General features: G+C 68.5%; 10 protein-coding genes. 8 read left to right on the forward strand and 2 right to left on the reverse strand.

Annotated features, from left to right (window positions below; translation table 11 throughout):
• Positions 1–58: 58 nt before the first annotated feature.
• The 5 genes from D7I44_RS11590 to D7I44_RS11610 all read left to right on the forward strand — a co-directional run bounded on the left by D7I44_RS11590 (position 59) and on the right by D7I44_RS11610 (position 6,782).
• Positions 59–1,315 carry a sugar ABC transporter substrate-binding protein gene (locus tag D7I44_RS11590; protein WP_220093768.1) on the forward strand — a complete coding sequence of 419 codons (1,257 nt, stop codon included), beginning with the start codon at positions 59–61 and terminating at the stop codon, positions 1,313–1,315.
• A gap of 41 nt (positions 1,316–1,356) precedes the next feature.
• Positions 1,357–2,331, forward strand: a complete 975-nt coding sequence (locus D7I44_RS11595; protein WP_120789639.1) for a carbohydrate ABC transporter permease — start codon at positions 1,357–1,359, stop codon at positions 2,329–2,331.
• 1 nt (position 2,332) lies between these two features.
• Positions 2,333–3,148, forward strand: coding sequence for a carbohydrate ABC transporter permease (locus D7I44_RS11600; protein WP_120789640.1), 816 nt, complete (start codon positions 2,333–2,335; stop codon positions 3,146–3,148).
• Positions 3,149–3,255: 107 nt separating this feature from the next.
• Positions 3,256–4,890 (forward strand): amylo-alpha-1,6-glucosidase, encoded by a 1,635-nt coding sequence (locus D7I44_RS11605; protein WP_245979559.1) that lies wholly within the window; start codon positions 3,256–3,258, stop codon positions 4,888–4,890.
• The gene (locus D7I44_RS11610) at positions 4,890–6,782 is read left to right on the forward strand and encodes a glycoside hydrolase family 127 protein (RefSeq protein WP_120789642.1); all 1,893 of its coding nucleotides are present in this window, start codon (positions 4,890–4,892) and stop codon (positions 6,780–6,782) included. Before D7I44_RS11605 ends, D7I44_RS11610 begins: the two co-directional genes overlap by 1 nt.
• Before the next feature lie 60 nt (positions 6,783–6,842).
• Here the strand turns inward: D7I44_RS11610 and D7I44_RS11615 are convergent, their stop codons facing one another.
• Together D7I44_RS11615 and D7I44_RS11620 are read right to left on the reverse strand one after the other, a co-directional pair.
• Entirely contained in the window at positions 6,843–7,826 is a 984-nt protein-coding gene (locus D7I44_RS11615) for an acetylxylan esterase (protein WP_120789643.1), read from the reverse strand.
• 116 nt (positions 7,827–7,942) lie between these two features.
• On the reverse strand, positions 7,943–9,100 hold the full coding sequence (locus D7I44_RS11620) for a hypothetical protein (protein ID WP_162940232.1): 1,158 nt from the start codon (positions 9,098–9,100) through the stop codon (positions 7,943–7,945).
• 69 nt (positions 9,101–9,169) lie between these two features.
• Between D7I44_RS11620 and D7I44_RS11625 the strand changes: the two genes are divergently transcribed.
• The 3 genes from D7I44_RS11625 (at position 9,170) to D7I44_RS11635 (ending at position 12,625) form a co-directional block, all read left to right on the forward strand.
• Positions 9,170–9,868 carry a type 1 glutamine amidotransferase gene (locus D7I44_RS11625; RefSeq protein WP_120789645.1) on the forward strand — a complete coding sequence of 233 codons (699 nt, stop codon included), beginning with the start codon at positions 9,170–9,172 and terminating at the stop codon, positions 9,866–9,868.
• Positions 9,869–9,941: 73 nt separating this feature from the next.
• Positions 9,942–11,357, forward strand: a complete 1,416-nt coding sequence (locus D7I44_RS11630) for a GH1 family beta-glucosidase (protein WP_120789646.1) — start codon at positions 9,942–9,944, stop codon at positions 11,355–11,357.
• 83 nt (positions 11,358–11,440) lie between these two features.
• The gene (locus tag D7I44_RS11635) at positions 11,441–12,625 is read left to right on the forward strand and encodes an ROK family protein (protein WP_120789647.1); all 1,185 of its coding nucleotides are present in this window, start codon (positions 11,441–11,443) and stop codon (positions 12,623–12,625) included.
• Positions 12,626–12,658: the final 33 nt, after the last annotated feature.

A 12,658-nucleotide genomic window follows, 5' to 3' on the forward strand; every position in this document is an offset into this window, starting at 1 on the left:
GATGATCACTCACAACTTCACAGCCCACCAAACCTGCACCATTCAAGGAGGAATACCCGTGCAAACAACTCGAAAGGCGCGCGCCATCGGTGTCGCGCTCCTGTCCGCGGGCGTGGTCGCCGCGGCACTCACCGGCTGCTCCGGCAGCAGCGACAAGGGAAGCTCGAGCGGCAGCGCCGGCGGCACCTACACCTTCTGGGACCCGTACCCGCAGTACAACGCCAGCTCCGACTGGAACAAGCTCATCGAACAGTGCGGCACCGACGCCGGGGTGACGGTCAAGCGCACCGGCTACGACACCACCGACCTCACGAACAAGGCGCTGCTCGCTGGCCAGCAGAGCAAGTCACCCGACATCCTGCTTGTCGACAACCCCGTCGTCTCGACGCTCGCCGACGCGGGCATCCTGACGGACACCAAGGAAAACGGCCTGTCGACCGGCAAGATCGCCCAGAACATCCTCGGCGCGGGCGTACAGGGCGGGAAGACCTACGGCGTCCCGATCGGCGCCAACACCCTCGCGCTGTACTACAACCCGAAGGTCCTGCAGGCGGCGGGCGTCGACCCGGCATCCGTCACCGACTGGGACTCGCTCACCGCGGCGCTCGCCAAGGTCAAGGCGGCGGGCAAGAAGGGCATTACGTTCGCCGGCATCAACACCGAAGAGGGCTCCTTCCAGTTCCTGCCGTGGTTCTGGGGCGCAGACGCCGACCTCACCAAGCTCGACTCGAGCAAGGCCGAGGCCGCCCTGTCGCTGTGGGCGGGCTGGATCAAGGACGGCTACGCGCCGAACTCCGTGATTCAGGACACCCAGACCACGAGCTGGCAGGAGTTCCAGACCGGCGACTTCGCGTTCGGCGAAAACGGCACCTGGCAGAAGGCGTCGGCTGCGCAGATGGGCGCCGGAGTCATCACGATCCCCTCCGAGAGCGGCGGCGCGGCACCCGTGCCGACGGGCGGCGAGTTCTTCACCATCCCGGTGCAGAAGGACACCGCCCGCTACAAGACGACCGCCAAGATCGTCGAGTGCCTTTCGCAGGGCGACAACATCGTCAAGACCGACACCACGCTGAACTACATCGTCGCCGGGGCGGACGGGCAGGCGAAGCAACTCGCCGCGGACCCGACCCTGAAGACCTGGATCGATGCGGTCGGTGTGGCCAAGGCGCGCACCGGAGACAACCTCGGCACGAAGTACCCGGTCATCTCGCAGCAGCTGTGGACGGCCGTGCAGAAAGCCGAGAGCGGTGCCGCATCACCGGCCGACGCGCTGAAAGCGGCGCAGGACGCCGTCGACTCGAAGCTCAACAAGTAATCGATCAGCAACAAGCCATGCCCGAAGCCGACAGGACCGAAATGACAGCAACCTCGTCACAGGCGCCGTCGGCTGCGCGCGCCCGTGCCGGGGCGGCGGAGAACGCCGCCCCGGCACGAGCCAGCCGTTCCCGCGCGCAGCGACAGGCTCAGTGGACCGCGTGGGGCTTCGTCGCCCCCGTCGTGATCTACCTCGCGCTGTTCTACGCGTACCCCCTCTACAAGAACATCGACCTCAGCATCCGCCACTACACCGTGCGCTCGTTCATCACCGGCGATGCCGAGTTCGTCGGATTCCAGAACTTCGCCGCGATCTTCCAGAGCTCGACGTTCTGGCCGGCGATCCTCAACACCGGCATCTTCGTGTTCGTCTCGATCGCTTTCCAGTTCGCCATCGGCCTCGCCCTCGCCGTGTTCTTCTTCCGCAACTTCCGCCTCTCCGGTCTGCTGCGCGCGCTGTTCCTGGTGCCCTGGCTGCTGCCACTGCTCGTCTCGGCCTCCACCTGGTCCTGGATGATGAACAGCGACTCCGGCGTCATCAACTCCTTCCTCGAGGCGTTCGGCATCGGCCAGATCAACTGGCTCACCTCGCCCGACTGGTCGCTGATCGCAGTCCTCATCGCGAACATCTGGATCGGCATCCCGTTCAATCTCGTGATCATGTACTCCGGACTGCAGGGCGTTCCGAACGACGTGTACGAGGCGGCCGCGATCGACGGCGCCAACGGGTGGCAGCGGTTCTGGCGGATCACCTTCCCGCTGTTGCGGCCCGTCACGGCGATCACGCTGCTGCTCGGCTTCATCTACACGTTGAAGGTCTTCGACATCATCTGGATCATGACACGGGGCGGCCCGGCGACCTCATCGACGACGCTGGCGATCTGGTCGTACCAGCTGGGCTTCGGCTCGCTGCTGCCGGACTTCAGCTCGGCGGCCGCGGTCGGCAATGTTCTGATCGTGATCGCGCTGATCTTCGGCCTCGCCTACGCGCGCGTGCAGCGCAGATTGGAGGCGTGAGATGACTCGCCGCTCCTGGTGGCGCACCACCGTCGGCATCCTGCTCACCGCGATCATGCTCTTCCCCATCTACTGGATGGTCAACGTGTCATTCACCCGCGACGGCGACATGCGCAAGGACCCGCCGAACCTCTTCCCAATCAACGGAACGCTCGACGGCTACCGAGCCGTGCTGCAGGAGCAATTGCCGTTCCTCGCCACGAGCCTGCTCATCGGCCTCGGCACGGTCGCGCTCACCCTCGTTCTATCGGCCCCCGCGGCATTCTCGCTGGCGAAGCTGCGCCCGAAGGGCGGCGGCGTGATCAGCTTCCTGCTGCTCATCGCGCAGATCATCCCGGCGATCATCATGTCGATGGGCTTCTACACGATCTACGTGCGGCTCGGCATCCTCGACACGATCTGGGGTCTCATCATCGCCGACTCGACGCTCGCCGTGCCGTTCGGCGTGCTCATCTTTGCCGCGTTCATGTCGGGCATCCCCGACGAGTTGATCCAGGCGGCGCGCATCGACGGCGCCAGCACGTGGCGCACCTTCCGATCGGTGGTGCTGCCCGTCAGTCGCAATTCGGTCGTGACCGTCGCGCTGTTCTCCTTCTTATGGGCGTGGTCCGACTTCCTATTCGCCAACACGCTCGACGGCGGCGGCACGCTCAAGCCGATCACTCTGGGGATCTACGCCTACATCGGCAATAACAACCAGCAATGGAACTCGATCATGGCCACCGCGGTTGTTGCGTCGATCCCCGCGGCCGTACTGCTCGTCATCGCGCAGAAGTACGTCGCGGCAGGCGTGACCGCAGGCGCGGTCAAGGACTGAGCGGATTCCACGCAATGACCTCCGACCCCACAGGGACGCCCATATCTTCAGCGCCCACCTTCGACATTCGCCAGATCCCGTTCAGTCGACGCGGTTCGTGGCTTGACGTGTCGCCCGTCATCGGAACGCACCGCACCCACGAACTGCTCCACCTCGTGTCGCATCAGACGGGTATGAACGCCGTGCTGCAGTTCCGCCCGTCGCGCCCGGCGGTCATCGCCGCTTCGGCGACCACCCTGAGCTGGGTCACCGACGGCGGCCGCATCGACGCGGTGTTCGAGACTCCCGATACGTTGCGGCTGCGCGGTATCGGGCTCGAGTTGACGGTCGCGGATGCGGCGGAAGAGTTGACGCCGTTCAGCGGGGCGTACCTATTCCGCGACCCCGTCGACGGCTCGGCGGTGTTCACCTCGTACGAGAGCGGGCGCCGGTACCGCGTCACGGTGGTGAGAGGTGAGCTGCGGCTTGAGGGCGGCGAGGCGCTTGGCAGCGCGCCCCGAGCGGTCACGGTTGCCGGTGCCGAGTGGGACGCCGTCGTCGAGGAGTACGAGACGGGGCGCCCTCCCTACCGTGAGCAGGGTGCTTTCGATGACGCGGTGGTCGAAGTGATGCGCGACTTCGACGGATTCCTATCCGCCGTCGCCCCGTGGCGGAGCCCGTCGACACCGGCCGCGCCGCTCGCCGCCTACGTCCTCTGGTCCGCCACGGTGGAGCCGAGCGGCTTCGTCGGCCGCGAGACGATCCTCATGTCGAAGCACTGGATGGACAAGGTGTGGAGCTGGGACCACTGCTTCAACGCGCTCGCAGTGGTCGCCGGCTTGCCGGGCGCGGGCGTCGACAACTTCCTGCTTCCGTTCAACCACCAGGAAAAATCCGGCGCCCTGCCCGACTCGGTGGCCCACTCGGAAGTGCTCCACAATTTCGTGAAGCCGCCCATCCACGGCTGGGCGCTGCGCGGGCTGCGGGCCCGCGCGCCCGAGCGCTTCGACCATGACACGCTCGCCGAGATCCATCGGGGTCTCGCCGCGTGGTCCCGGTTCTGGCTGTCGCGACGCGTGCCCGACCACGCGCTGCCGCACTACCAGCACGGCAACGACAGCGGGTGGGACAACTCGACCACCTTCGACGCCGACCGTGTCATCGAGTCGCCGGACCTCGCCGCCTTCCTCGGCGTTCAGCTCGATGTGCTGGCCGATCTCACCGACGAGCTCAGCCTTGAGGGAGCGGCCGAGTGGCGCGCAGAGGCCGATGCCCTCTTCGACGCGCTGCAGACACAGCTGTGGCGCGGTGATCGCTTCGTCGCACGCGCTGCGGCGAGCGGTCGCGAGAGTTCGAGCAGCAGCCTGCTGAACGTACTGCCGCTGGTGGCATCCGACCGTCTCCGCCCTGAAATCGTGGGCGCGCTCGTCTCGCGGTTGGACGCGCACCTGACCGAGTGGGGCCTCGCGACCGAGCCGACGGCCAGCGCGCTCTATGAGTCGGACGGGTATTGGCGCGGGCCGATCTGGGCGCCGTCGACCGTGCTCGTCTACGACGGGCTGCGCGCCGCCGGCCATGACGCGCTGGCGGCCGAGGTCAGACGACGGTTCCTGCGACTGTGCGAGCGATCGGGCTTCGCGGAGAACTTCGACGCGGTGACCGGTGACGGTCTGCGCGACCGCGCGTATACCTGGACGGCGAGCGCCTACCTGCTCCTTGCCGCAGACGACACCGCACCATCACAACGAATTCGAGGCAATTGATGTCAGCAGCCCGTACCGGCGGCCCCGTCCACCCTTCGCATGCCGTCCTTCGCCCGCTCGGCCCCGACGAGATCGCCATCACCGGCGGCTTCTGGGGGGAGCGCCAGGTTGTGAACGCGCAGGCGACCATCGCGCACTGCCAGGAGTGGATGGAGCGTATCGGCTGGATCGGGAACTTCGACCGTGCAGCCGCCGGCACCATCGGGGGCAGTCACGCGGGCATCGAGTTCGTCGACTCAGAGGTGTACAAGCTGCTTGAGGCGATGGCGTGGGAGCTCGGGCGGAGCCATGACCTCGAGCTCGAAGCGCGCTACAACGCGCTGGTCGCGCGGATCGCTGCGGCGCAGGAGGTTGACGGCTACCTGCACACCAGCTTCGGCCGCGACGGCCAGCCGACCCGGTACTCGAATCTGGAGTTCGGTCATGAGCTGTACTGCTTCGGGCACCTCTTCCAGGCGGCCGTCGCGCGCCTGCGCACTGGGTACGACGACCTGCTGCCGCAGGTCGCGCGGCGGCTCGCCGATCACGTCTATATGGTGTTCGGGCCGACCGGGCGCGATGCGGTCTGCGGTCACCCGGAGATCGAGATGGGTCTCGTCGAACTGTTCCGCATCACCGGGGAGCGCCGTTATCTCGAGCAGGCCGAGCTGTTCATCGCGCGGCGAGGGACCGGCACTCTGCGCGGAGCGGCCTTCGGCCCGTTCGGGCAGGAGTACTTCCAGGACGACGTGCCCGTGCGCGACGCCCAGACGATGCGCGGGCATGCGGTGCGGGCGCTCTATCTGGCATCCGGCGCACTCGATGTCGCAGACGAGACAGCAGATGCGGAGCTGGCGGCCGCCGTTCGGCTGCAATGGGCCAATGCCGTCGCGCGCCGAACCTATCTGACGGGCGGCGTCGGATCGCACCACCAGGACGAGGCATACGGCGATGACTTCGAGCTTCCGCCCGATCGCGCCTACGCGGAGACCTGCGCGGGCATCGCCTCGGTGATGCTCAGCTGGCGGCTGCTGCTCGAGAGCGGTGACGCGAAGTATGCCGAGCTGATCGAGCGCACGCTGCTGAACAACGTGCTCGCTTCACCCCGCGAGGACGGCCGCGCGTTCTACTACACGAACACACTGCACCAGCGGATTCCGGGCGCGGTGCCCGACGAGCACGAGCTGTCGCATCGCGCGGAGGCCAGCCTGCGCGCTCCGTGGTTCGAGGTCTCGTGCTGCCCGACGAACGTCGCGCGCACCCTCGCGAGCGTCGGCCTCTACTTCGCGACGGCGACAGGCGACGGTGTGCAGCTGCACCAGTACGGCGACTATGAGATCTCGACGACACTCGACGCCGGCGAGGTGCGCCTGCGCGTCTCGAGCGGCTATCCGTTCGACGGCGCAGTCGTTGTGACGGTGCTCCAGGCCCCCGAGAGCGAGATCGCGCTGCGGCTGCGTGTTCCCGGCTGGGCGGTCGACGCTGCCCTCTCCGAGGACGCGCCACTCATCGACGGCGCATTCGAGGTGCGGCGGGGGTTCGCGACCGGCGATATCGTGCGCCTCGACCTGCCGGTCGATGCCCGCGTCACATTCCCCGACCAGCGGATCGACGCCATCCGCGGCGACTTCGCGATCGAGCGCGGACCCCTCGTGCTCGCGCTCGAGTCCGTCGACCTGCCCGAAGGGTGGAGCGTCAATGACGTGGAAGCCGACCCGGCGACGCTGCGCTCGCGGGAAGGCGCCACCGAACTGCTGGTCGCGCGCCGCTCGCCGGGGGAGGCGACGTGGCCGTACGCATCCGACCGCCCCCAAATCGAGCGCGAGACCGCGACCGCTCGCCTGGTGCCGTACTACGCGTGGGCCAATCGCGGGCCCTCGACGATGCGCATCTGGATTCCCGGCGGGAGCTGAGCCCGCGGCATCCGTATCTGCGCCGATCTGGGCTGTGAGGTGCGATACGGATGCCGCGTTTCAGCGCCGCTGCGCCAGGAACTCCGCCTGCTTGAGCCACTGGTACGTCTGCCCGCCCTCATGCCCGTTGTAGGCGTAGACCTCGATCGTCTTGTCCTCCGACGCGAGCCGGTTGAAGGCGGCGAAGGTCGTCGACGGCGGCACGGTCTGGTCCATCAGCGCGACCGAGAACAGTGCGGGCGCGGTGATCCGCGTGGTGAAGTTGACACCGTCGAAGTACGACGCCGTGTTCCACACGGTCTCGACGTCGTTGCGGTGCGCGGCAAGGTAGCGGCTGAGCTCCTGGAACGGGTCGGACATCGCGACGTTCGCGCCGTGCTCCCAGGCGCACAGGAAGGCGACGTCGGGCATGAGCGCCCATACGTCGGGGGAGAGGCCGGCTGCCGCGATCGCGATGCCGCCGCCCTGGCTGCCGCCGGTGACGGCGATCCGAGTCGGGTCGACGAAGTCCCACGTGCGCACCTCGTCGATGAGGCGCGCGGCGTCGGTGTAGACCCGGCGATAGTAATGATCGCGAGGGTCGAGGATGCCGCGGGTCATCCACCCCGACACCGCCGCGTTCGACCCGTGCGGGTCTGCGGTCTCACCGCCCGTTCCCCAGCCGGAGCCCTGCCCGCGCGTGTCCATGAACACGTGCACGTAGCCCGACAGTGCCCACAGCACACGTTCGCCGACGATGCCGCGCCCGCCGTTGTAGCCGTTGTACTCGACGACGACTGGCAGCCTCTCGCCCTCGCGCCCCTTGGGGCGCAGCACCCACGCCTTCACCGGGTCGGCGCCGAACCCGGGGAAGGTGAGGTCTTCGACGATCAGCTCGGTGATCGGGGTGTCAGCGGGAAGGCGGATGGCGGTGGCGCCTGACAGGTTGGCAGCGGTGCGTGCCTCGGCAAGAGTCTCGCGCCAGAACGCGTCGAAGTCCTCCGGCTCACGGACGGTCGGGTTGAAGGTTCGCAGCTGCGCGAGCGGCATGTCGGTGAACGGCATGGTTCCGACCCTACGTGAGCGGCGGCCCGTGGCCCATCCGCGCGTTGCGTTCTCCGGCGTGTGCCGTGGCGAGAGGAAGCGCGCGGCAGCGTGCATATCGCGCGGATCAGCGCGAGTCACCACCCGCGAGAGATGCTTCGACGGGCGCGGGTCGGGCGCAGGCCCTGCGCGACAAGAAGCTCGCGCAGCCGGAGAGGCGCGGTCAGGCAGTCCCACGTCCAACGCACGACGCGCAGGCCGGACGCGCGCAATGCATCCTCCCGGCGTTTCTCGTCAAACAGGACCTGCGCTGGGGTGCGCCCGTTCAAGAACCGTTCGTTGCTGAACTTGACGAATCCGTCGAACTCGCCGACGAGGTGCAGTTCCGGCCACTCGAAGTCTGTGTAGAACCAGCGGCCCAGCCCGGGCGGCGCGGCATGCCGCGTCTGCAGTCGCGGCGTTGGGAAGCCGAACTCGTCCATCAGCACGCGGCTCAACGATTCCCCGACTGAGCCGGCGACGTCGACGCCGAATGCGATGACGGATTCCGCGGTGCGCCTGTTGCGCACTGCGACCGACGCGTCGAGGGCCGCTTCGACCTCCTGTTTGGTCACTCGCTGGCCGGGCGCTGCTCGGTCCGAATTCAGCACGAAGTCCAAGGCGGCGACGGCTTTCGCTCGCGATTGCCACTTGGCGAGATCGGCGACCGTGCGCGCCGGTGAGGTCACGAAGAACTCACCCCACGGTTCGATGTCTTCGGGTCGGAAGCCGTCGGTGTGAACGGTGATGCCGAACGCATTTCGGCGGGTGGAGCCGACCGCCTCAAGAAGCTCGACGTGGCCCGGCAGCTCGCCCAGTGCGGGTATGGCGTGGATCTGCTGCGCCGTCTCGCCGGCGAAAACGACCGGACCGCCACGAGTGAGCCCGACGGCGATGGCCTCCTCGAGGAACCGTGCCCGCCCTTCGTGACGACGCTCGTCGGGCGCAAGCTCTTCGAGCGGCACCAGCGGATCTCGGTAGATGCTGCGCCGCAGTCGAGTCAGGCGCCCCTCGTTCGCTGCGCGGCGGACCGCCGGCGAGCCGACGCCGTCGGTGCTCGTGCGCCGCGTGTCGAGGAGGCGCGAAAAGTCCGGTGCATCGGGTGGCATGTCAGGAGTATTAGCGGAGATCAAGTGCCCACCCGGGCGTGAAGTGAGGCATCCGTGGACAAGTCGGGCTCCGCGCTGCCTGTGCTGGGCAAGTCGCAGCCGAGCGCGGAGGTGCCCGATCCGCGCGTTGCGTTCAACGCCGCGCACCACGGCCCTCGAGAACGCGCCGCAGTGACCGCAACGCGCGGACGACGCGGCGCTTGCCAGAATGGCCGCATGGCCCGGGTGCTCGTCGTGCAGAACTCGCCCTCGAGCGGGCTGCGGCGGTTCGGCGAGTGGTGGCGAGAGGACGGGCTCGAGCTCGACGTGCGGCATGGCGCCGACGGGCTGCCCCAGACTCTCGACGGCTACGACGCGCTCGTCCTTCTCGGCGGCGGCTACCTGCCGAGCGACGACGGCCGCGCGCCGTGGCTTCCCGCCGAGCGCGCGCTCACGGGCGAGGCCCTCGACGCGGCCATCCCCGTCCTCGGCATCTGCCTCGGCGGCCAGCTGCTCGCCTCCGTCGCGGGCGGCGCGGTCGAGGGCAGACACGGCAGGCCGGAGCGCGGGTCGACGACGATCGAGGCGACGGATGCCTCAGCAGGCGACGCCCTGTTCGCGGGCATCCCTCGCCAGATCTCGATGATCGAGAACCACGAGGACTCGATCACCGCGCTGCCGGCAGGCGCCGTGCTGCTCGCGAGCAGCGCCGATCACCCAAACCAGGCGTTCCGCGTCGGCGGCTCGGCCTGGGGGCTGCAGTTCCACCCTGAGGTGGGCGCGGCCGACCTCGCCGCGTGGAAGGAGGCCGCGCTCGCCGCGGACGGACTCGACCTCGCCGCGGTGCGAGCCGCCGCCAACGAGGCAGAGCCTGCCGCAGCATCCGTCGCCCGGGTGCTCGCCGCGAACTTCGCGACGGCTGTCACCGCTCGATAGACTGAGACTTAACCGATTCACCTCGTGCGTGAGTCGCTGAGACGCCGACATCAATGGAGAGGTTTCTGACGTCATGACCACCGACGACTTCCGCGAGAGCGGCCTGGCGTTCCCCTCGGGCTTCACCTTCGGCTCGGCCACCGCGGCCTACCAGATCGAGGGCGCCGTCGCCGAAGACGGCCGCAAGCCCAGCATCTGGGACACCTTCAGCCACACCCCCGGCAAGGTCGCGAACGGCGACACCGGCGACGTGGCCGTCGACTTCTACCACCGTGTCGACGAGGACCTCGACCTCATCAAGTCCCTCGGCCTCTCCGCCTACCGCCTCTCGATCGCCTGGCCGCGTATCGTGCCCGACGGCGTCGGCGAGGTCAATGAGGTCGGCCTCGCGTTCTACGAGCGCGTCGTCGACGGTCTGATCGCCCGCGACATCGAGCCCGTCGTCACGCTCTACCACTGGGATCTGCCGCAGGTGCTCGAGGACCGCGGCGGCTGGACGAACCGCGAGACGAGCTATGCGTTCGCGGCGTACGCGAAGGCCGTCGGCGAGCGCCTCGGCGACCGCGTCTCGGTCTGGACCACGCTGAACGAGCCGTGGTGCGCGGCGTACCTCGGCTACGCGGGCGGCCACCACGCCCCCGGCCGCACAGAAGAGCTCGCGAGCCTGCAGGCGGTGCACCACCTCAACCTCGCGCACGGACTCGCCCTGATCGAGCTGCGCAAGGTGGTCACGAAGAGCGACGTCAAGTACTCGGTGACGAACAACCTGGCATCCGTCTATGCGGCCGACCCGGACAGCGCAGAGGACCGAGACGCCAAGCGCCAGATCGAGGCACTGCGCAACCGCGCCTTCACCGACCCGCAGCTGCGCGGCGTCTACCCACAGGACCTGCTCGACGACACGAAGCACATCACCGACTGGTCGTTCGTTCTCGACGGCGATCTCGAGCTGATCCACCAGCCGGTTGACCTCGTGGGCATCAACTACTACAACACCGACACCGTGCGCCGCGGCGCCGAGCACTCGACGCAGGGCACGCCGTTCCCCGGCGCGACCCGCGTCGAGTGGGCGGAGCAGCCCGGCCCGTTCACCGCGATGGGGTGGAACATCGAGCCGAAGGGCCTCTATGACCTGCTCGTCTCGACGCACGAGCTCTACCCCGAGTACGACCTCGTCATCACGGAGAACGGCGCGGCCTACGACGACACCGTCGTCATCGGCGAAGACGGCGAGCGTCATGTGCACGACCCGGAGCGCACCGACTTCCTGCAGCGCCACTTCGTGGCCGCGCACCGTGCGATCGAGGCGGGCGTGCCGCTCGTTGGCTACTTCGTGTGGTCGCTGATGGACAACTTCGAGTGGGCGTTCGGCTACGAGAAGCGCTTCGGCATCGTGCACGTCGACTACGACACCCAGGTGCGCACCAAGAAGGACAGCGCGCTCTGGTACACGAAGCTCGCCGAGACGGGCACGATCCCCGAGGTCTAGGCACCTGGTCGACACGGCCTGGTCGCCGCCCGTTTCGTGGGATGCTCGGATGCAACATCCGGGTGAACGGCGGAAAGGGACGTATGGCGACGACGCGACGTGGCAACAACCTCGACAGCGTGCGCATGCACAACCTGTCGACGGTGCTCACGATCGCGCACCACGTGGGCCCGGTCTCCCGATCGGACGTCACGCGCGAGACCGGCCTCAATCGCTCGACCATCGGTGCGCTGGTGGGCGAGCTGGTCGACCTCGGGCTGGTCACCGAGTCCGGCCCGAACGCGAATCTGCGCGTCGGCCGCCCGAGCCCCGTCATCTCGCCGAATCCGCGCGTCGCGGCGCTCGCGGTGAACCCCGAGATCGATGCGGTCACGGTGGGTCTCGTCGGCCTCGACGGCCGCGTGCAGCAGCGTCGCCGCGTCGCGCTCGAGCGTGTGCCGACACCCGATGAGGCCGTCGCCGCGGCGACCGACGCGATCGCGGGGCTGATCGAGACGGCATCCGTCGATCACATCGTGGGAATCGGGGTGGCGATGCCCGGCCTGGTGAGACCCGCCGACGGCCTCGTGCGCCGCGCGCCGCACCTCGGCTGGGTCGACGTGCCGTTCGCGCAGATGCTGACGGATGCCTGCGGCCTACCCGTGCGCGCTTCGAACGACGCCCAGCTGGGCGCATATGCCGAGCATGTCTTCGGCGCGGGTGTCGGGGTGAGCGAGCTCATCTACGTGAACGGCGGGTCGAGCGGCATCGGTGGGGGAGTGATCCTCGGCGGCGCGGCTTTCACCGGCGCCGCCGGCCACGCGGGCGAGCTGGGGCACGTGCGGGTCGGCGCATCCGACGCCGTCGACTCCGGCGGCCTGGTCGGCACGCTCGAGGCCGAGGTGAGCCGTGCCCGGCTGCTCGAGGCGCTCGGGCTCGAGGGCAAGAGCGTCGACGCCGACGGGCTCACTGCGGCCGTGCTCGCCTCAGAGGACCCGGCCGTGCGCGCCGAGGTGCACCGCCAGCTCGAGCTGCTCGCCACCGCGCTCGGCACGGCGCTCACGCTGTTCAACCCGCGGCTGGTGGTGCTGGGCGGATTCCTGGCGACGATCTACCAGGCCGACGCGGCCGCCCTCGACCGGGCCGTCGCGCACGCCACCCTGCCCGAGACGCTCGAGGGCGTGCAGATCACGCGCACGAGGCTCGGCAGCGACATCCTGCTCATCGGCGCCGCCGAGCTGGCCTTCGAACCCTTGCTCGCCGACCCGGCGTCGCTCACGTCGGCCTGAGGCCCGCTCCCGATCGTCACAAACGCACGGCAA

This window comes from Gryllotalpicola protaetiae (assembly GCF_003627055.1).
In the GTDB taxonomy this organism is placed as follows: Bacteria; Actinomycetota; Actinomycetes; order Actinomycetales; family Microbacteriaceae; genus Gryllotalpicola; species Gryllotalpicola protaetiae.